This is a genomic window from Cupriavidus sp. GW823-FHT06D04 (assembly GCF_058795055.1).
This window is the reverse complement of the sequence record NZ_JBXAHL010000014.1, coordinates 1-18,204: the sequence shown is the minus strand read 5'-3', so window position 1 is coordinate 18,204 and position 18,204 is coordinate 1. Positions and strand designations below refer to the sequence as shown.

Annotated in this window: 19 protein-coding genes; 12 read left to right on the top strand and 7 right to left on the bottom strand. The window is 67.4% G+C overall.

What is annotated here, in order from left to right; translation table 11 throughout:
• Nucleotides 1-39: 39 nt before the first annotated feature.
• From AC1Q7H_RS18485 to iscX, 8 genes are all read left to right on the top strand, one after another.
• Nucleotides 40-1,263, top strand: a complete 1,224-nt coding sequence (locus AC1Q7H_RS18485; RefSeq protein ID WP_269148715.1) for an IscS subfamily cysteine desulfurase — start codon at nucleotides 40-42, stop codon at nucleotides 1,261-1,263.
• 59 nt (nucleotides 1,264-1,322) lie between these two features.
• Nucleotides 1,323-1,721 carry a Fe-S cluster assembly scaffold IscU gene (gene iscU, locus AC1Q7H_RS18480; RefSeq protein ID WP_010809025.1) on the top strand — a complete coding sequence of 133 codons (399 nt, stop codon included), beginning with the start codon at nucleotides 1,323-1,325 and terminating at the stop codon, nucleotides 1,719-1,721.
• A gap of 43 nt (nucleotides 1,722-1,764) precedes the next feature.
• On the top strand, nucleotides 1,765-2,085 hold the full coding sequence (gene iscA, locus AC1Q7H_RS18475; RefSeq protein WP_010809024.1) for an iron-sulfur cluster assembly protein IscA: 321 nt from the start codon (nucleotides 1,765-1,767) through the stop codon (nucleotides 2,083-2,085).
• Between the two features lie 24 nt (nucleotides 2,086-2,109).
• The gene (locus tag AC1Q7H_RS18470) at nucleotides 2,110-2,331 is read left to right on the top strand and encodes a DUF3565 domain-containing protein (RefSeq protein ID WP_010809023.1); all 222 of its coding nucleotides are present in this window, start codon (nucleotides 2,110-2,112) and stop codon (nucleotides 2,329-2,331) included.
• Nucleotides 2,332-2,394: 63 nt separating this feature from the next.
• Nucleotides 2,395-2,913 carry a Fe-S protein assembly co-chaperone HscB gene (gene hscB / locus AC1Q7H_RS18465; RefSeq protein ID WP_153955632.1) on the top strand — a complete coding sequence of 173 codons (519 nt, stop codon included), beginning with the start codon at nucleotides 2,395-2,397 and terminating at the stop codon, nucleotides 2,911-2,913.
• Between the two features lie 96 nt (nucleotides 2,914-3,009).
• On the top strand, nucleotides 3,010-4,875 hold the full coding sequence (gene hscA, locus AC1Q7H_RS18460) for a Fe-S protein assembly chaperone HscA (RefSeq protein ID WP_013956119.1): 1,866 nt from the start codon (nucleotides 3,010-3,012) through the stop codon (nucleotides 4,873-4,875).
• A 40-nt stretch (nucleotides 4,876-4,915) separates the two neighbouring features.
• Nucleotides 4,916-5,254 carry an ISC system 2Fe-2S type ferredoxin gene (gene fdx, locus AC1Q7H_RS18455; RefSeq protein ID WP_013956120.1) on the top strand — a complete coding sequence of 113 codons (339 nt, stop codon included), beginning with the start codon at nucleotides 4,916-4,918 and terminating at the stop codon, nucleotides 5,252-5,254.
• A gap of 33 nt (nucleotides 5,255-5,287) precedes the next feature.
• Nucleotides 5,288-5,482, top strand: coding sequence for a Fe-S cluster assembly protein IscX (iscX, locus tag AC1Q7H_RS18450; protein ID WP_013956121.1), 195 nt, complete (start codon nucleotides 5,288-5,290; stop codon nucleotides 5,480-5,482).
• Nucleotides 5,483-5,526: 44 nt separating this feature from the next.
• Here the strand turns inward: iscX and AC1Q7H_RS18445 are convergent, their stop codons facing one another.
• The 5 genes from AC1Q7H_RS18445 to prfB form a co-directional block, all read right to left on the bottom strand.
• Complete coding sequence (locus AC1Q7H_RS18445) at nucleotides 5,527-6,546, bottom strand: hypothetical protein (protein ID WP_153955633.1); 1,020 nt, start codon at nucleotides 6,544-6,546, stop codon at nucleotides 5,527-5,529.
• A 129-nt stretch (nucleotides 6,547-6,675) separates the two neighbouring features.
• On the bottom strand, nucleotides 6,676-7,416 hold the full coding sequence (locus tag AC1Q7H_RS18440; RefSeq protein WP_153955634.1) for a glycine zipper 2TM domain-containing protein: 741 nt from the start codon (nucleotides 7,414-7,416) through the stop codon (nucleotides 6,676-6,678).
• Nucleotides 7,417-7,694: 278 nt separating this feature from the next.
• Nucleotides 7,695-9,239: a lysine--tRNA ligase gene (gene lysS, locus AC1Q7H_RS18435; protein ID WP_013956124.1), complete on the bottom strand. Its 1,545-nt coding sequence runs from the start codon at nucleotides 9,237-9,239 to the stop codon at nucleotides 7,695-7,697.
• A 64-nt stretch (nucleotides 9,240-9,303) separates the two neighbouring features.
• Complete coding sequence (locus AC1Q7H_RS18430) at nucleotides 9,304-10,062, bottom strand: SDR family oxidoreductase (protein WP_013956125.1); 759 nt, start codon at nucleotides 10,060-10,062, stop codon at nucleotides 9,304-9,306.
• Between the two features lie 122 nt (nucleotides 10,063-10,184).
• Nucleotides 10,185-11,289, bottom strand: a protein-coding gene (gene prfB / locus AC1Q7H_RS18425; RefSeq protein ID WP_099045607.1) for a peptide chain release factor 2 whose coding sequence is annotated in 2 segments (ribosomal slippage) — nucleotides 10,185-11,207 and nucleotides 11,209-11,289 — 1,104 coding nt in all. Because the reading frame shifts where the segments join, the coding sequence is not laid out codon by codon here.
• A 192-nt stretch (nucleotides 11,290-11,481) separates the two neighbouring features.
• Here prfB and AC1Q7H_RS18420 point away from each other — a divergent pair.
• Nucleotides 11,482-12,192, top strand: coding sequence for a peptidoglycan DD-metalloendopeptidase family protein (locus AC1Q7H_RS18420; protein ID WP_013956127.1), 711 nt, complete (start codon nucleotides 11,482-11,484; stop codon nucleotides 12,190-12,192).
• A gap of 26 nt (nucleotides 12,193-12,218) precedes the next feature.
• Here the strand turns inward: AC1Q7H_RS18420 and recJ are convergent, their stop codons facing one another.
• Nucleotides 12,219-13,916: a single-stranded-DNA-specific exonuclease RecJ gene (gene recJ, locus AC1Q7H_RS18415; RefSeq protein WP_153955635.1), complete on the bottom strand. Its 1,698-nt coding sequence runs from the start codon at nucleotides 13,914-13,916 to the stop codon at nucleotides 12,219-12,221.
• Nucleotides 13,917-13,977: 61 nt separating this feature from the next.
• Nucleotides 13,978-15,087 carry a hypothetical protein gene (locus AC1Q7H_RS18410; protein WP_153955636.1) on the bottom strand — a complete coding sequence of 370 codons (1,110 nt, stop codon included), beginning with the start codon at nucleotides 15,085-15,087 and terminating at the stop codon, nucleotides 13,978-13,980.
• Between the two features lie 147 nt (nucleotides 15,088-15,234).
• On the opposite strand from AC1Q7H_RS18410, the gene AC1Q7H_RS18405 reads away from it, so the two are divergent.
• The 3 genes from AC1Q7H_RS18405 to AC1Q7H_RS18395 are packed head-to-tail and all read left to right on the top strand — an operon-like array spanning nucleotide 15,235 to nucleotide 18,092.
• On the top strand, nucleotides 15,235-16,485 hold the full coding sequence (locus AC1Q7H_RS18405) for a lipoprotein-releasing ABC transporter permease subunit (protein WP_013956130.1): 1,251 nt from the start codon (nucleotides 15,235-15,237) through the stop codon (nucleotides 16,483-16,485).
• The gene (gene lolD, locus AC1Q7H_RS18400; protein ID WP_013956131.1) at nucleotides 16,478-17,218 is read left to right on the top strand and encodes a lipoprotein-releasing ABC transporter ATP-binding protein LolD; all 741 of its coding nucleotides are present in this window, start codon (nucleotides 16,478-16,480) and stop codon (nucleotides 17,216-17,218) included. Before AC1Q7H_RS18405 ends, lolD begins: the two co-directional genes overlap by 8 nt.
• Nucleotides 17,219-17,231: 13 nt before the next feature.
• Nucleotides 17,232-18,092, top strand: a complete 861-nt coding sequence (locus tag AC1Q7H_RS18395) for a TatD family hydrolase (protein WP_013956132.1) — start codon at nucleotides 17,232-17,234, stop codon at nucleotides 18,090-18,092.
• Nucleotides 18,093-18,204: the final 112 nt, after the last annotated feature.

Sequence of the window (18,204 nt, the reverse complement as noted above, 5' to 3'; positions counted from 1 at the left end):
ACAGCAAAACAGCGATCAGCGGTCCCTAACAAGGCAGTCATAACGATGAGCACCCCACATTTCCCCATCTACATGGATTACTCGGCCACCACGCCGGTGGACCCGCGCGTGGCGGACAAGATGATTCCGTACCTGCGCGAGCAGTTCGGCAACCCCGCCTCGCGCAGCCATGCGTACGGCTGGGAAGCAGAGCGCGCGGTGGAAGAAGCGCGTGAGCAGGTGGCCGCACTGGTCGGCGCCGACCCGCGCGAGATCGTGTGGACGTCGGGCGCGACCGAATCGAACAACCTGGCGATCAAGGGTGCCGCGAACTTCTATTCGGGCAAGGGCAAGCATCTCATCACCCTGAAGACCGAGCACAAGGCCGTGCTCGACACCACGCGCGAGTTGGAGCGCCAGGGCTTTGAAGTGACCTACCTGGACGTGAAGGAAAACGGCCTGCTCGACATGGAAGTGTTCAAGCAGGCACTGCGCCCGGACACGATCCTGGTCTCGGTGATGCTGGTCAACAACGAGATCGGCGTGATCCAGGACGTCGAGCAGATCGGCGAGATCTGCCGCGAGAAGGGCATCATCTTCCACTGCGACGCCGCGCAGGCGACCGGCAAGGTGGCGATCGACCTGAACAAGCTGAAGTGCGACCTGATGTCATTCTCGGCCCACAAGACCTACGGCCCCAAGGGCATCGGCGCGTTGTACGTGCGCCGCAAGCCGCGCGTGCGCATCGAGGCGCAGATGCACGGCGGCGGCCATGAGCGCGGCATGCGCTCGGGCACGCTGGCCACACACCAGATCGTCGGCATGGGCGAAGCCTTCCGCATCGCCCGCGAAGAGATGGCGACCGAAAACGAACGCATCCGCATGCTGCGCGACCGCCTGTGGAACGGCCTGTCGGACATGGAAGAGGTCTACCTGAACGGCGACCTGGAACAACGCGTGCCGCACAACCTGAATGTCAGCTTCAACTTCGTCGAGGGCGAATCGCTGATCATGGCGATCAAGGACGTGGCGGTGTCGTCGGGTTCGGCCTGCACCTCGGCCTCGCTGGAGCCGTCGTATGTGCTGCGCGCGCTGGGCCGCAACGATGAACTGGCCCACAGCTCGATCCGCTTCACGGTGGGCCGCTTCACCACCGAGCAGGAAATCGACTACACCATCGAACTGCTCAAGAGCAAGATCGGCAAGCTGCGCGACCTGTCGCCGCTGTGGGAGATGTTCAAGGACGGCGTCGACCTGAATTCGATCCAGTGGGCCGCGCACTGACGCGCCCGCCACAGATCAAAAAGCAATACCCCCGCAAAGATACGCAAGAGGTAAGCAAAATGTCATACAGCACCAAGGTTCTCGACCACTATGAAAACCCCCGCAACGTCGGTTCGTTCGACAAGAACGACGATGCGGTCGGCACCGGCATGGTCGGCGCGCCGGCCTGCGGCGACGTGATGAAGCTGCAGATCAAGGTCAACGAGGCTGGCGTGATCGAAGACGCCAAGTTCAAGACCTACGGCTGCGGCTCGGCCATTGCCTCGTCCTCGCTCGTGACCGAGTGGGTCAAGGGCAAGACCGTGGATCAGGCGCTGGAGATCAAGAACACCCAGATCGCCGAAGAACTGGCGCTGCCGCCGGTGAAGATCCACTGCTCGATCCTGGCCGAAGACGCGATCAAGGCCGCCGTCGAAGACTACAAGAAGAAGCACGGCGCCGAGCAGAAGGCTGCCTGATTCTGTCGCACTGACCACGGCATCGACGAAGGAAGACGCAACGATGATCACCATGACCGAGAAGGCGGCCAAGCATGTGGCCCGCTACCTGGAACGCCGCGGCAAGGGCGTGGGCCTGCGCCTGGGCGTGAAGACCACCGGCTGCTCGGGCCTGGCCTACAAGCTGGAATACGTGGACGAGCTGCTGCCGGAAGACGCGGTGTTCGAATCGCACGGCATCAAGGTCATCGTCGACGCCAAGAGCCTGCCGTATATCGACGGCACCGAACTCGACTACGCACGTGAAGGGTTGAACGAAGGTTTCCGCTTCAACAACCCCAACGTCAAGGACGAGTGCGGCTGCGGCGAGTCTTTCACGGTCTGAGCAAGCCAGCGCAAGCAAGCCCCGGTGGAGCGCAGCATCGTCGGGTTCCGCCGGGACGAGGAAGGCCACTGGGTGGCCGAACTCGAATGCGGGCACGGCCAGCATATGCGGCACGACCCGCCGTGGCAGTCGCGGCCATGGACGCAAAGCGAGCAGGGCCGCGCCGGCATGATCGGCATGCGGGTGAACTGCCTGAAGTGCGACCGCAACGAACCGCCGGCCGAGTGGGCACGCAAGCCCGCCTGAGCGGCACCGTGGCGGCAATGGACAAAGGGGCGGCGCGGCCGCTCCTTTTTCTTGGGGAAGCAGTTGAAAGACGATTTTTTTGCGCTGTTCGGCCTGCCGGCGCAGTACGGTGTCGACGAGGCCGCGCTGGATGCGGCATACCGCACCGTGCAGTCGCAGGCACATCCGGACCGCTTTGCCAAGGCGGGCGACGCCGAGCGTCGCGTGGCCATGCAGTGGGCCGCGCATGCCAATGAAGCCTACCGTACGCTGCGGCAGCCGTTGCGGCGCGCGACCTACCTGCTGAAGCTGCGCGGCGTCGATGTGCAGGCCGAGAACAACACGGTCATGACGCCGGCCTTCCTGATGCAGCAGATGGAATGGCGCGAAGCGCTGCAGGAAGCGGTGGAAGAGCGCGCAGTGGACCGGCTCGATGCGCTGCTGCGCGAGTTGCGCCAGGAAAAGCGCGAGCGCCACGAAACACTGGGCGCGCTGCTGGATTCCGGCGACAACGAGGCGGCCGGCGGCGCGGTGCGGCAACTGATGTTTATCGAGAAGATCGAACACGATACCAGCGAGGCCATCGACCGGCTGGAAGACTGACCGGCACGTTTGCCGGGCCCGTGACAAAATGGCGCCCGGCGCGAGATCCGCCCGCATGGCGGCTTCCCCTGCCGCACAAGACAGCGAAGAATTACCATGGCACTGCTCCAGATTTCCGAACCCGGCATGTCGCCGGCGCCCCACCAACGCCGCCTGGCCGTCGGCATCGACCTCGGCACCACCAACTCGCTGGTGGCCGCGGTACGCAGCAGCATTCCCGAAGTGCTGGGCGACGAACGCGGCCGCGCGCTGCTGCCGTCGGTCGTGCGCTACCTGCCGGACCGCACCACGCATATCGGCTACCGGGCCCAGGATGAAGCGGTGCGCGACCCCAAGAACACCATCGTCTCGGTCAAGCGCTTCATGGGCCGCGGCCTGCGCGACATCGCCAATATCGAGCACAGCCCATACGACTTCGTCGACGCGCCCGGCATGTTGCAGATCAAGACCGCGGCCGGCGTGAAGAGCCCGGTCGAGATCTCGGCCGAGATCCTCGCCACGCTGCGCCAGCGCGCCGAGGACACGCTCGGCGACGACCTGGTCGGCGCGGTCATCACCGTGCCGGCGTACTTCGACGAGGCCCAGCGCCAGGCGACCAAGGACGCCGCGCGCCTGGCCGGCCTGGAAGTGCTGCGCCTGCTGAACGAACCGACCGCGGCGGCTATTGCCTACGGGCTGGACAATGCGTCGGAAGGCATTTACGCGGTCTACGACCTGGGCGGCGGTACCTTCGATATCTCGGTGCTCAAGCTGACGCAGGGCGTGTTCGAAGTGATGGCCACGGGCGGCGACTCGGCGCTCGGCGGCGACGATTTCGACCAGCGCGTGCTGTGCTGGATCGTCGAGCAGGCCGGCCTGCAGCCGCTGTCGGCGCAGGACATGCGCCTGCTGATGGTGCGCGCGCGCGCGGCCAAGGAAGCGCTGTCGGAAGCGGACAGTACCGTGATCGATGCCGTGCTCGATTCCGGCGAGATCGTTCACCTGGCTCTGACCGACGAAACCTTTGAACAGATCACCGCACACCTGGTGCAGAAAACGCTGGCGCCGGTGCGCAAGGCGCTGCGCGACGCCGGTGTGACCCCCGATGACGTCAAGGGCGTGGTGCTGGTGGGCGGCGCCACGCGCATGCCATCGATCCGCAAGGCCGTGGGCGACTACTTCGGCCAGACCCCGCTGACCAACCTGGACCCGGACCGCGTGGTGGCGCTGGGCGCCGCGATGCAGGCCAACCTGCTGGCCGGCAACCATGCCCCTGGCGAAGACTGGCTGCTGCTCGACGTGATCCCGCTGTCGCTGGGCGTCGAGACCATGGGCGGCCTGGTCGAGAAGATCATCCCGCGCAACAGCACCATCCCGGTGGCGCGCGCGCAGGAATTCACCACCTTCAAGGACGGCCAGACCGCGATGGCGATCCACGTGCTGCAGGGCGAGCGCGAGCTGGCCAGCGACTGCCGCTCGCTGGCGCGCTTCGAGCTGCGCGGCATCCCGCCGATGGTGGCGGGCGCGGCGCGCATCCGCGTGACCTACCAGGTCGACGCCGACGGCCTGCTGTCCGTGACCGCGCGCGAGACCCATTCGGGCGTGGAAGCCTCGGTCACGGTCAAGCCGTCGTACGGCCTGGCCGACGACGATATCGCGCGCATGCTGCAGGACAGCTTCCGCGAGGCCGAGCACGACATGAAGAGCCGCGCGCTGGCCGAAGAGCGCGTGGAAGCCGACCGGCTGGTCGAGGCCACGCAGCGCGCGCTGGAAACCGATGGCGACCTGTTGTCCGCCGAGGAGCGCACTGCGGTGGAAGCGCTGATGGCCACGGTGCGCGAGATCGCCACCGGCGACGACCACCACGCCATCCACGCCGCGGTGGAAAAGCTGTCGCACGGCACCGACGAATTCGCTGCCCGCCGCATGGACCGCTCGATCAAGAGCGCGCTGGCGGGGCGCAAGGTGCAGGAGCTGGGCTGATCACCACGCCTGCACCGCATTACAGATACCAGGACACGAGATGCCACAGATCATAGTTTTGCCCCACGTCGAATACTGCCCGGATGGGACGGTGATTGAAGCCGAGACGGGTGTCAGCGTCTGCGATGCGCTGCTCTCGCACGGCATCGCGATCGAGCATGCGTGCGAGAAATCGTGCGCCTGCACCACCTGCCACGTGATCGTGCGCGAGGGTTTCAACTCGCTCAACGAGGCTGAAGAGAAGGAAGAAGACCTGCTCGACAAGGCCTGGGGGCTGGAGCCGAATTCGCGGCTGTCGTGCCAGGCCATCGTCGATGAGGAAGACCTGACCATCGAGATCCCGAAGTACACCATCAACCACGCCAAGGAAGGCCACTGAGCGGCCCGGCAGACCTCAGCGGAGAATAACCCCATGAAGTGGACCGATACCTACGATATCGCGGCAGCCCTGTACGACAAGTATCCCGATGTGGATCCCATGTCGGTGCGATTCACCGACCTGCGCCGCTGGGTGCTGGAACTGGATGGCTTTGCCGATGTGCCGGAGCGTTCCGGCGAGAAGATCCTGGAAGCGATCCAGGCTGCCTGGATCGAAGAATCCCAATAAGCAAGAACTCCCCTGAAACAGGCCGGCTCCGCCGGCCTGTTTGCTTAGAAGCGGTAGCCGACGCCCGCCAGGATCACGTCGGTATCGTGGTCGTAGCCGGTCATGGTGCGGTTCCATGTCAGCCGCGTCAGCCAGTGGTCGCCGAGCCGGTAGCTGGCCGACATCGACATCAGGCCAGACCATCGCGACGGCGAGCTGGCTGCGCTCAACCCTTTCTGGCTCAGGTCGATGGCGTAGTACGGGCCCACGCCGACCCCGAGTGTCAGTTTGTCGTGGAAGAACGCGCGCGTGAGCCACGCCTGCGCGGCCACGCCGTTGCGGCGCAGCACCGCGTTTTCTCCTTCGTTGATGTAGCTGATGGTGCCGTCCACGTATTGCCACAGCCCGCGCCGGTATTCCACCGCTTTGGCGAAAGAAGTCTGTGGATCGAAGCTGTTGACGATGGTTCCGCCAAGGAGCGCCGTCAGCTCATTCTGCGTGACATTGTCTGTCCGGCCCGGCGGCGGCACCACCGGCCCGCCGCGGTCACCGCGATCGAGCTGGTAGCCGACGCCCACCAGCAACGTGTTGGTCTTGATGCTTGACGACGTCTGTGTTCGGTTGTAGCGCGCCTGCAGCATCCAGGGGCCACCGTTCACATACCAGGTTGCCGCAGCGCTCAGCAGCGCGCCCCAGCCGTGGTGGTTGTCGTAGGTGCCGTCCGAGCGCTGGTCGGTGGTATCGAAATAGCGGTAAGGGCCGGCACCGAGGGCCAGCGTCAGCCGGCGGTCCAGGGCCAGGTAGCGCCACCAAAGCTGGACGCTGTGGCCGTCGCGGTGATGGTTGGTGACATGGCCTTCATTCAGGTAGGTGAAGGTCGCGTACCAGTTCTCGCCGAGGTTGTGCTGGTAGGAGTAGGCGTAGCCGTAGCTGCGCTCGCCGAGGGACTCCGTCGACTGGAGGCCGCCGAGCACAAGCAGTTCCTGCCCGAACGCCGCGTGGTGCGACAGCGCCAGCAGCAGCGCGCCGGCCAGTGGGAGAAGCCGTTGCCAGGTCCTGCAAGTGTTGTGGGTGGCTGGCTGCATGGTATGGACTCCGGTTCACCGGGAGGTGGCGCCCAAGAATCATAGCAAAGCGACCATGAAAAAGGCCGGCGACAAGCCGGCCATGGTTTGTAACGGCACACTAAATGCGCCGGCGCGTGCTGTGGGCGGTCACCCGGTCACCAGCGCACCATTCTCCAGGTGCACGCGCTGGCCCACCTGCACGCCAGGGTTCTGCTCGTAAGTGAAGCTGCGATGGCTGCCATCGTCCATGCGTACGCGGACTTCGTAATGTGTGTCCTTGCTGACCGCCTTCTCGATCTGGTTGCCGGCTACGCCGCCGCCCACGGCACCGACCACGGTGCCGACGATGCGGCCGTTGCCCTTGCCGACCTGGTTGCCCAGCAGGCCGCCCACCACAGCGCCGCCGAGCGCGCCCAGGCCGCTGGTGTTGGGCTTCTGGGTCTGGACCGGCGTCACGGCGACGATACGGCCGGCGTAGGGGCTGCCCTTGGCAGCTTGGCGCTCGGTGTCGGCGCGCTGGCTGGCGCGCGGCTCGCTGTCGCGCTGCGCGGCCTGGCGTGCCGGGGCGGTGCGCGGTGCGGTTTGCGACGAACGGGCAGCGTCCTGATTGGCCGGGCGCGGCTGGCCGTCATCGTAGACCGGTGGGCGCGTGGTGCTGCCCGGCGGGGGCGCGGTTTCCGCGGTGACTGGCAGCGGGCCCTGCGGACCTTGTTGCGTTTGCAGGTCCGGGTTGGCCTTGCTGATTGGCAGCACGCCGGTCACGGCGGCGACAGCGGTCAGGCTGGCGATCACCACGGCCACGGCCGCCGCGCCGATCAGCGGATGCAGCCGGCGTTGCGGCGGCAGCGGTGCAGGGGTGTGGTCTGGCGAGGTGGCTTGGCTCTGCATTGTGGCTCCGGTGCGGCGAAGGCCGCGATGGGATGGAGCCAGTGTGGCCGAAGCGGGTGCCGTTTTCCGTTTGTTTTTGTAAATATATGTAGGCGGAAAAATCCTTTCGATTCAATGGGTTGTGGTCGTCCTGGCGGCGCGGTTGCGGACCGGGTTGTAACAATCGACACGCTGGAGTGCCTTTCGCGACCCTAAGAAAAACCCCACCGCAGGCGGTCACCGCAGGCGGTGGCGTTCACGGTTTCCGCAGTGGGGCGTCCTGCCGGACGCCGCCTGCATCAGTCTTCCCGGCGCAGGTGCGGGAACAGGATGACGTCGCGGATATTCGGGCTGTCCGTCAGCAGCATCACCAGGCGGTCGATGCCGATGCCGCAGCCGCCCGTCGGGGGCATGCCGTATTCCAGCGCGCGGATGTAGTCGGCGTCGAAGTACATGGCTTCTTCATCGCCGGCGTCCTTCTGCTCGACCTGCTTGCGGAAGCGGTCGGCCTGGTCTTCGGCATCGTTCAGCTCCGAGAAGCCGTTGGCGATCTCGCGGCCGGTGATGAACAGCTCGAAGCGCTCGGTGATGCCCGGCACCGTGTCCGAAGCGCGCGCCAGCGGCGAGACCTCGACCGGGTAGTCGACGATAAAGGTCGGCTCCCACAACTGGCTTTCCGCGGTTTCCTCGAACAGCACCAGTTGCAGCGTGCCCAGGCCGGCGTTGAGGAACTGCGGCGCGTTGGTGTTGACGCCGAACTTCTTCAGCTCGGTGCGCAGGAACCCGGCATCGGCCAGTTGCGCATCGGTGTACTGCGGCGCGAACTTCTGGATCGCCTGGCAGATGGTCAGGCGATGGAACGGCTTGGACAGATCCAGCTCGCGGTCCTGGTACGTCAGCACGGCGCTGCCGCGCGCATCGATGGCGGCCTTGCGGATCAGGTCCTCGGTGAAGTCCATCAGCCAGCGGTAGTCCGTGTAGGCCGCGTAGAACTCCATCATGGTGAACTCGGGGTTGTGGCGCGGGCTCACCCCTTCGTTGCGGAAGTTGCGGTTGATCTCGAACACGCGCTCGAAGCCGCCCACGATCAGGCGCTTCAGGTACAGCTCGGGCGCGATGCGCAGGAACATCTGCATGTCCAGCGCATTGTGGTGCGTGATGAAGGGCTTGGCCGCGGCGCCGCCCGGGATCGGGTGCAGCATCGGCGTTTCCACTTCCATGAAGCCGGCATCGGCCATATGGCGGCGCAGCGACGAGATCGCGTTGGTGCGGGCGCGGAAGGTGTTGCGCGTTTCCGGCGACACGATCAGGTCGACATAGCGCTGGCGGTATTTCATTTCCTGGTCGGCCAGGCCGTGGAACTTGTCCGGCAGCGGGCGCAGCGACTTGGACAGCAGGCGCAGCTCGCGCACCTGCACCGACAGCTCGCCCTTATTGGTGCGGAACAGCTCGCCGCGGGCGCTGATGATGTCGCCCAGGTCCCAGTGCTTGAAGGCCGCGTAGACCTCTTCGCCGACCTTGTCGCGCGTGATGTAGAACTGGATCTGGCCGCTGCCGTCCTGCACCGTGGCAAAGCTGGCCTTGCCCATCACGCGCTTGAGCATCATGCGCCCGGCGATGGCGACCTCGACCGGCGCGGCCTCGAGCGTGGCCTGCTCGGTCTCGGCGTACTGCGCCTGCAGCGCGGCGGCCTGGTGGGAGGGGCGGAAATCGTTGGGGAAGGGCACGCCCTGCTGGCGCAGCGCGGCCAGCTTCTCGCGCCGCTCCGCGATGATCTTGTTCTCGTCGACGGCGGGGGTGTCTGCGGCGGCTGGCTTGGCCTGGGCGCGGTTCGGTTCAGTCATGATGTCTTGTCGGATCGCGCGCGGCTTGCCGCGCGCGGATTCAGATGGCTTTGATGGGTGCGGCTTAGTAGTTGCGGAGATCGTCCAGCTCGGTGCTGCCGAAATCCGGGCGGTGCAGGTAGGCGACGATGCGGCCGGCGGTTTCCTCGGCCGACGCCAGCTGTTCATTGGCTTTCAGCTCGCGGAAGCGCTGCACCTGGGCGAAATCGGCATTGCGGATGGTGGCCTGCATGCCGGTGTCGATCACGCCCGGGGCCAGCGCCACGGCGCGCACGGTGCGCGGGGCTTCGGCCTGGGCGTACTCGGCGTTGACCGAGCGCATGAACATGTCCAGCCCGGCCTTGCCGGCGCAGTACGCGCTCCAGCCTTCGACCGGGCGGCGCGCCGCGCCGGAGGAGATAGCCAGCACCTTGCGCGGGCAGTCGAACTTCTCGGTGCGCTCCAGGAACGCAGCGGTCATCGTCATCGGCGCCGCCAGGTTGGTCAGCAGGTGCGGCACCAAAGTCTTTTCCTGCAGGCGCGCGACCGGGCCGATCGGCTCGACCACGCCGGCGTTCAGGATCAGCGTGGCGCTGGTCGGCGGGATGTCGAGCGTATCGAGCACGCTGGCGAGCCAAGTCGCGGCGGGGCCGGCCTGCGACAGGTCCTGCAGGTGCCAGGCCACCGGCACGCCGCTCATGGTGGCGATGCGCTCCAGCTCGCTGTTGCGGCTGCGCGCCACGCAGATCAGACGGTTGCCCGGCACGAGCAGGGCATTGGTCAGTGCCGCGCCCAGCCCGCGCGAGGCGCCGGTGATGATGTAGAGGTGATTGGCTTCGCTCATGGTGCCCCGGTCGGAGATGTCGCCCTGCCGCCGTGCCGGTGTGGCGCGGGCGGCGGTACAGCGGTGGATGGAATGCTGTGCCGCCGCCGGCCGCGCCGGCAGGGCGGACGGCGGGTGCTGCCTTACAGTCCCTGCTTGAGGCTGGCCTCGATGAACGGGTCCAGGTCGCCGTCCAGCACCTTCTGGGTGTTGGACATTTCCACGTTGGTGCGCAGGTCCTTGATGCGGCTCTGGTCCAGCACGTAGGAGCGGATCTGGTGGCCCCAGCCCACGTCGGTCTTGCCGGCTTCGAGCTTGTCGGCCTCGGCCTGGCGCTTGCGCATCTCGTGCTCGTACAGGCGCGATTTCAGCATCGACATGGCTTCGGCACGGTTGCGGTGCTGCGAGCGGTCGTTCTGGCACTGCACCACGATACCGGTCGGGATGTGCGTGATCCGCACGGCCGAATCGGTCTTGTTGATATGCTGGCCGCCCGCGCCCGAAGCGCGGTAGGTGTCAACGCGCAGGTCCGCCGGGTTGACCTCGACCTCGAACGAATCATCCACCTCGGGGTAGACGAACACCGACGAGAACGAGGTATGGCGCCCGCCCGACGAATCGAACGGCGACTTGCGCACCAGGCGGTGCACGCCCGTTTCCGTACGCAGGTAGCCGAAGGCGTATTCGCCCTCGATCTTGATGGTCGCGCTCTTGATGCCGGCCACGTCGCCTTCGGACTCTTCCAGCACCTCGGCCTTGAAGCCCTTGCGCTCGCAGTACTTCAGGTACTGGCGCAGCAGCATCGAGGCCCAGTCGCACGCTTCAGTGCCGCCGGCGCCGGCCTGGATGTCGATAAAGGCGTTGGCCTGGTCCATCTCGCCAGAGAACATGCGGCGGAATTCCATGCCCGCGACGATCTCCTCGAAGCCCTTGACGTCGGCCTCGATCGCTTCGAGGGTGTCGTCGTCGCCTTCTTCCCTGGCGAGCTCAAACAGCTCTTCGGCACCGCTGAGGTCGTCGGTGAGCTTGCTAAGCACGCTTACCACGCCCTCGATTGCCTTCTTTTCCTTGCCGAGGTCCTGGGCCCGCTTGGGGTTGTTCCAGACGTCGGGGTCTTCCAGCAAACCGTTGACTTCGTCCAGCCTTCCTACTTTGACATCGTAGTCAAAGATACCCCCGTAGATCTTCCGTCCGGGAACGGAGATCGGAGATGGCACCGGAGATGGCGTTGAGGCGTTCTGCTTCCATGATGTTCCTGCGCTTAGAAAACCCCGAATTATAGCGGATCGGCGCGGCAACCCGGGGCTTCCGGGCCGCCTCGGGCGGGCCGCGGACCGAACGGAATGGCCGCCGCGCGGTCTATCCGCCGGTGCCGGGCGACGCACGCGGCGATAATACGGGTCGCAAGCCGCTCCCCGGCTAGACAAAGAACAGGGACGAATGACGCAAACCAGACATGACATCGAGCCAGGCCGGCGCCGCGCGCTGGGCCTGCTGCTGGCCGCCGCGGCCGCGGTCGCGGCCGGCTGCGGTACCACGGGCGGGCCCGTGCCGGACGGCTACTACCGCGTTGAGCGCGGCGACACGCTGTATTCGATCGCGCGCAAGCACCGCCGCAGCGTGCGCGACCTGACCCGCTGGAACAGCGACATCACCAGCCCCAGCCAGATCGAGGTGGGCCAGCTGGTCCGCGTGCGGCCGCCGGGTGGCAGCGCCCCGGCCTCCACCGGCACCGACCAGACCGTGACCGATACGCCGCGCGTCGACAGCGGCTCGTCCAGGCCGCCCGCCAGCGGCATCCGCCTGCAGTGGCCGGCCGATGGCCGCGTCACCGGAGGCTACGCGCCGCCGGCCAGCAAGGGCCTGCGCATTGCCGTGCCAGCCAATGGCACGGTGCGCGCCGCCGCCGCGGGGCGCGCCATCCACGTGGGCAACCTGCGTGGCTACGGCATGCTGGTGATCGTCAAGCACAACGACGACTGGCTGACCGTCTACGGCAACCTCGACCAGCCGCTGGTCACCGAGGGCGCCTCGGTCGCGGCCGGACAGGACGTGGGCCGCATGGGCGCCAGCTCGAGCGAGCTGCATTTCGAGGTGCGCGGCAACGGCAAGCCGGTCGACCCGATGGCCTACCTGCCGTCGCGCGGCTAAACGGGGCTAACGCTCCCCGGAGCACGCTACTGCGCGTGCTCGATCACCAGTTGCACGCGGGTGACGCCGTTGAAGGTGTTGTTGTCGAGCCGGTAGGCCACCTGCGCGCTGGCACCGAGCGAGTCGGCGTGGTTGAACCAGATCGCATCAAAGCGCTGGCTGCCGCGCCCCAGCTGCAGCTTCAGGTGCTTGCCCTTGAGCACGCTCTGGCGCAGCACGTCGAACTCGCCGCAGAAGGTCGGCGCCGGGAAGCCCTGGCCCCATACCTGCTGCTCCAGCAGGGTGACGAATTCCGGGCTGAAGCACTGGTCCTCGATATCGCCGTCGGTCTCGATCACGCGCGCCAGCTGGTCGTCGGTCAGCCATTCGCGGCCGACCGCCTCGAAGGCTTCCTGGAACTCGGCAAAGCGCTCTGCGCGCACGGTCAGCCCGGCCGCCATGGCGTGGCCGCCGAACTTGAGCAGCATGCCGGGATGGCGCTTGGACACCAGGTCCAGCGCATCGCGCAGGTGGAAGCCGGGGATCGAGCGGCCCGAGCCCTTGACGGTGGTCTCGTCGCCGGGGGCGAAGGTGATGGTGGGGCGGTGGAACTTGTCTTTCAGACGCGACGCCACGATGCCGATCACGCCCTGGTGCCAGGTGTCGTTGAACACGCTGACGGTAAAGCGTGCCGACGGATCCGGGCCGGCCAGCGGCTGCTCCAGGATCTGCAGCGCCTCCTGCTGCATGCCGGCCTCGATGTCGCGCCGCTCGCGGTTCATACCGTCCAGCTCCTGGGCGATTTCCCAGGCGCGGTTGGCATCTTCGGTCAACAGGCATTCAATGCCCAGCGACATGTCCGCCAGCCGGCCGGCCGCGTTCAGGCGCGGACCCAGCCCGAAGCCCAGGTCGAAGGTATTGGCGCGCGCCGCCTCGCGCCCGGCGGCACGGAACAGCGCCGCCACGCCCGGCTGCATCCGTCCGGCGCGCATGCGGCGCAGGCCCTGCGCCACCAGGATGCGGTTGTTGGTGTCCAGCTTGACCACGTCGGCCACCGTGCCCAGCGCCACCAGGTCCAGCAGCGTCTGCAGCGGCGGTTGCGTGGCCTGGGTATAGACGCCGCGCTGGCGCAGTTCCGCGCGCAACGCGAGCAGCACATAGAACATCACACCCACGCCCGCCAGGTTCTTGCTGGGGAATTCGCAGCCCGGCTGGTTCGGGTTGACGATCACCGCGGCCTGCGGCAGCTCAGATCCAGGCAGGTGGTGGTCGGTCACCACCACGTCGATGCCCAGCGCATTGGCCGCGGCCACGCCGTCGACGCTGGCGATGCCGTTGTCGACCGTGACGATCACGTCCGGCTGCTGCCTGGCCGCCAGTGCCACGATCTCCGGGGTCAGGCCGTAGCCGTACTCGAAGCGGTTCGGCACGATGTACTCCACCTGTGCGCCCAGCATGCGCAGCCCGCGTACGCCCACCGCGCAGGCGGTGGCGCCGTCGCAGTCATAGTCAGCGACGATCAGCAGGCGCTTGCCGGCGGCGATGGCGTCAGCCAGGTAGGCCGCGGCGTGGCCGATGCCCTTCATGGCCGCGGGCGGCACCAGTTCGGGCAAGTCGGTGGCAAGCTCGGCGGCGCGGGCCACGCCGCGCGCGGCCAGGATGCGGGCCAGCGTGGGGTGGAGGCCGGCGGCGGCCAGCGAGCTGGCGTGTTCGGGGGAAAACTGGCGGATGGCGATCCGGGTCATGGGCGGGGCGGCAGGTGATGTTTCGGTAGGGGCGGCGCGTGTCAGGCGGCTTCAGGCAGATTTATGCGGCATAGGCGAGGTCGGACAGCAGCGCGCGCCAGTCGCCGCGCTGGCCCATGCCGCGCCAGAACTTGCGCAGGTCGGCGCGGCGCACGGTGAACTCGGCAAAGTGGTTCTCGCCGCCCAGCACCAGCGTGATGGCGCCGACCTGGCCGGCCACCAGCGCTTCCAGCGCCGGCGCGAACCAGTCGGCATCCAGCACATGCATGCGGTCCAGCCACAGGCCCCAGTCTTCGGCGATATGGGCTTCGGTGGCGCTGTCGAGCATGGCCAGCACCGTGCCCTCCACCCCGGTGGCGCCGGCCAGGCCGGCCGGCACCGGCAGCACGCGGCTGCCGGCGGCCAGCGCCAGCCCGCTCAGGAAGGGATCGTTGCTCAGCACCGTATCGGCCAGCCGCGGCACCGGCTGCAGCGCGCCGCCGCCGTACAGCCAGACCGAATTGACCGGCGCCTCGCCGGCAGCCTCGCGGGCCTGGTTGACGCGGTGGTCATGCCAGGTCATCTGGACCTCGTTCTGCAGGCGGCGCCAGTCGCGGGCGCGCTCGCCGGCCTGCATCCAGATATCGATATTGCGGCCCGCCGCGCGCAGCGGCGTGGTCGCCTCCAGCGGGCCGAATGCGGCCTCGGGCAGGTACCAGCGCTGCGGGCAGGGCGATTCCAGCGCGATGCCCGATTCCAGCAGCAGTGCGTCGATGGCGGCGCGCAGGGCGGTGGCTTCCTGCGGCCGGATGCCCAGTTGGGCGGGCGGCATCAGCACCAGGTGATCGCGCGCGGCATGGATGTGCACCGGCTGCAGGCAGGTCCAGGACTGGCCATCGGAGCTGGCGGGGACGGCGCCGCCACTGTCGGCCAGCCGCATATAGGGCGCCAGCGGCACCCGGACCGGGTCCAGCCCCGCCTTGCCGGCCAGCCAGCGCTCCTGCGGCAGGCTGCGCAGGAAGGGGTCTTCATGCCGCTCGCGCGGGCCGGGCTCGGCCCGGGTCAGCAACTTTCCGAGCGCCGGCAGCTCCAATTGCCGCAGCAGCGCGCCGGGAACGACATCGTCGCGGCCGTCGTCGCCGGCGCCCGGTGGGACGGAAAAGGGCACAATCAGGGTCAGGTGCGTCATCATGGTGGCGAGATTGTAAACTCCCGGCTGGCCGGCGCCAGTCCCGGGCGACGCCGTGGCGTGACCGGGACGGCGCCCGCCAAGGCTGCATGAGTGCCGCCAGCGCCCCCGGGGGGGCACCGGCGCTTTCCCGAAACAACAGGAATCCTCTTGAACTTTCCCTACGAGTGGCAGATCGGCTGGCGATATACCCGCGCAAGCAAGCGCGCCAGCCGCAATACCTTCATTTCGTTCATCTCGATGATCTCGATGTTCGGGATCGCCCTTGGCGTGGCCGCGCTGATCGTGGTGCTGTCGGTGATGAACGGGTTCCAGAAGGAAGTGCGCGACCGCATGCTGTCGGTGCTGGCGCATATCGAAGTGATCGGCCCGTCAGCGCTGCCGGACTGGCAGAAGACCGCCGCCGAGGCCTTGCAGAACAAGGAAGTGGTCGGCGCCGCGCCCTACGTCGCGGCCCAGGCCATGCTGACCCGCGACGACGCTGTGCGCGGCGTGCTGCTGCGCGGCGTGGAGCCGTCGCAGGAGCCCAAGGTCTCTGACATCGGCAACCAGTTCCGGGCCGGCAGCATGACGGCGCTGGCGCCGGGCGGCTTCGGCATTGCGCTGGGCAACGAGCTGGCCAACGCCATGGGCGTGCAGGTCGGCGACAAGGTCACGCTGGTGGCGCCGCAGGGCACCATGACGCCGGCGGGCGTGCTGCCGCGGCTCAAGCAGTTCACCGTGGTGGGCGTGTTCTCGTCCGGGCATTTCGAGTTCGACAGCGCGCTGGCGCTGGTCAACATGCACGACGCCGAGACCCTGTTCCGCCTGAGCGGCCCCACCGGCGTGCGCCTGAAGCTGCAGGACATGCAGCGCGCGCCGCAGGTGGCCAACGAGCTGGCCGGCACCATGTCGGGCGAGCTCTACCTGCGCGACTGGTCCAAGCAGAACCGCAACTGGTTTGCCGCGGTGCAGACCGAGAAGCGCATGATGTTCATCATCCTGACGCTGATCATCGCCGTGGCGGCATTCAACCTGGTGTCCACGCTGGTGATGACCGTCACCGACAAGCAGGCCGATATCGCCATCCTGCGCACCATGGGCGCGCAGCCGGGCTCGATCATGAAGATCTTTATCGTGCAGGGCGTGGCCATCGGCTTTATCGGCACCATCCTGGGCGTGGCCGGCGGCACGCTGATCGCCACCAATATCGACGTTATCGTGCCTTTCATCGAGCGGCTGCTGCACGTGCAGTTCCTGCCGCGCGACATCTATTTCATCAGCGAACTGCCTTCGGATCCCCGCGTGAACGACATCGCCACCATCGGCATCATTTCCTTTGTGCTGGCCACGCTGGCCACGCTCTATCCCAGCTGGCGTGCCGCCCGCGTCAACCCGGCGGAGGCGCTGCGCTATGAGTGAAGCCGTGTTGCACGCCGATACCCCCACGCCCGCCGCGGACCAGCCGCGCACCGGCTCGCCGGTGCTGGTGGCCGAGGGCCTGACCAAGCGTTTCCGCCAGGGCGAACTCGATGTGGACGTGCTGCGCGGCGTCGACGTGCGCGTCAATGCCGGAGAGAAGGTTGCCATCGTCGGCGCCTCGGGCTCGGGCAAGAGCACGCTGCTGCATGTGCTGGGCGGGCTGGATGAGCCCGACTCCGGCCGCGTCGCGCTGCTCGGCAAGCCCTTCACGGCGCTGCGTGAACGCGAGCGCAACGTGGTGCGCAACCGCCAGCTGGGCTTCGTCTACCAGTTCCACCACCTGCTGCCGGAATTCACCGCGCTGGACAACGTGGCGATGCCGATGCGTATCCGCGGCCTGACCCAGCATGACGCGCGCGGCGTGGCGCAGGCCATGCTGGAGCGCGTGGGCCTGGGCGGGCGCGCGAAGCACCGCCCGGGCGAGCTGTCCGGCGGCGAGCGCCAGCGCGTGGCCATCGCGCGCGCGCTGGTAGGGCAGCCGGCCTGCGTGCTGGCCGACGAACCCACCGGCAATCTCGACGACCACACCGCCGGCGGCGTCTATGACCTGATGCTGGAACTGTCGCGCACGCTCGGCACCAGCTTCATCATCGTCACCCACGACCTGGACCTGGCCGGCCGCTGCGACCGCGTGCTGCGGCTGCGCGACGGGCACCTGCACCAGGAACGCTGAGCCGGGCCGGCCCATGTGGATCGACACTCATTGCCACCTCGACGCCAGCGAGTTCGACGCTGACCGCCAGCAGGTGGCCGACGCGGCCGAGGCTGCCGGCGTGCGCGGCATCGTGGTGCCGGCGGTGGCCGTCTGGAACTTCGATGCCGTGCGCGCGCTAGCGCGCCACGATGCGCGCTGCGTCTATGCACTCGGCATCCATCCGCTGTGCTCGCCCGGCGCCGGCCAGGCCGACCTTGACACGCTGCGGCGCGAGGTGGCGGCCAGCATGGGCGACCCGCGCTTTGTCGGCATCGGCGAGATCGGGCTCGACTTCTTCGTCGCGGGGCTGGATGCGGAGCACCAGACCTGGCTCTACGCGGAGCAGCTGAAGATCGCGCGGGAATTTGACCTGCCGGTGCTGCTGCATGTGCGCAAGTCACAGGACCAGGTTGGCGCGCAGCTGCGCAAGCTGGGCGTGAAGCGCGGCATTGCCCACGCTTTCAACGGCAGCAATGAACAGGCGCGGCGCTTTGTCGAGCAGGGCCTGAAGCTCGGCTTCGGCGGCAATGTCACCTTCAGCCGTGCGCGGCAGATCCGCCGGCTGGCGACGGAGCTGCCGCTGGAGGCGCTGGTGCTGGAAACCGACGCACCCGACATGGCGCCGGCGTGGCTGTCTGACGATCAGTTCGGCGAACAGCACAAGGCGCGCAACTCGCCCGCGGAGGTGGCGGGCGTAGCCCGTGTGATGGCGGAATTGCGCGGCATCGATGCGATGGCGCTGGCGCAGGCGACATGGCGCAATGCCGTGGATGCGATGCCGCGGCTGGCAGCGTTTGCGGACACCATGGCGCCTCCGGTTTCCGCCGGACACACAACTTCCAATTCTTCTTGACCAGGTGCGCGGCAAGCCTCGGCCTTTAGGCCGGAGAAGGATAGCGCGGACGCCGTCGGCGTCCTTTCGGCGGCTAATGCGGCGTCTGTTGTTGCTCAATGTATTGGCGGAT

Excerpts from the sequence above, each read along its gene's own strand:
- iscU (WP_010809025.1), top strand. The coding sequence starts at position 1,323 with ATGTCATACAGCACCAAGGTTCTCGACCACTATGAAAACCCCCGCAAC.
- iscA (WP_010809024.1), top strand. The coding sequence starts at position 1,765 with ATGATCACCATGACCGAGAAGGCGGCCAAGCATGTGGCCCGCTACCTG.
- hscA (WP_013956119.1), top strand. The coding sequence starts at position 3,010 with ATGGCACTGCTCCAGATTTCCGAACCCGGCATGTCGCCGGCGCCCCAC.
- fdx (WP_013956120.1), top strand. The coding sequence starts at position 4,916 with ATGCCACAGATCATAGTTTTGCCCCACGTCGAATACTGCCCGGATGGG.
- iscX (WP_013956121.1), top strand. The coding sequence starts at position 5,288 with ATGAAGTGGACCGATACCTACGATATCGCGGCAGCCCTGTACGACAAG.
- AC1Q7H_RS18445 (WP_153955633.1), bottom strand. The coding sequence starts at position 6,546 with ATGCAGCCAGCCACCCACAACACTTGCAGGACCTGGCAACGGCTTCTC.
- AC1Q7H_RS18440 (WP_153955634.1), bottom strand. The coding sequence starts at position 7,416 with ATGCAGAGCCAAGCCACCTCGCCAGACCACACCCCTGCACCGCTGCCG.
- lysS (WP_013956124.1), bottom strand. The coding sequence starts at position 9,239 with ATGACTGAACCGAACCGCGCCCAGGCCAAGCCAGCCGCCGCAGACACC.
- AC1Q7H_RS18430 (WP_013956125.1), bottom strand. The coding sequence starts at position 10,062 with ATGAGCGAAGCCAATCACCTCTACATCATCACCGGCGCCTCGCGCGGG.
- AC1Q7H_RS18420 (WP_013956127.1), top strand. The coding sequence starts at position 11,482 with ATGACGCAAACCAGACATGACATCGAGCCAGGCCGGCGCCGCGCGCTG.
- recJ (WP_153955635.1), bottom strand. The coding sequence starts at position 13,916 with ATGACCCGGATCGCCATCCGCCAGTTTTCCCCCGAACACGCCAGCTCG.
- AC1Q7H_RS18410 (WP_153955636.1), bottom strand. The coding sequence starts at position 15,087 with ATGATGACGCACCTGACCCTGATTGTGCCCTTTTCCGTCCCACCGGGC.
- lolD (WP_013956131.1), top strand. The coding sequence starts at position 16,478 with ATGAGTGAAGCCGTGTTGCACGCCGATACCCCCACGCCCGCCGCGGAC.
- AC1Q7H_RS18395 (WP_013956132.1), top strand. The coding sequence starts at position 17,232 with ATGTGGATCGACACTCATTGCCACCTCGACGCCAGCGAGTTCGACGCT.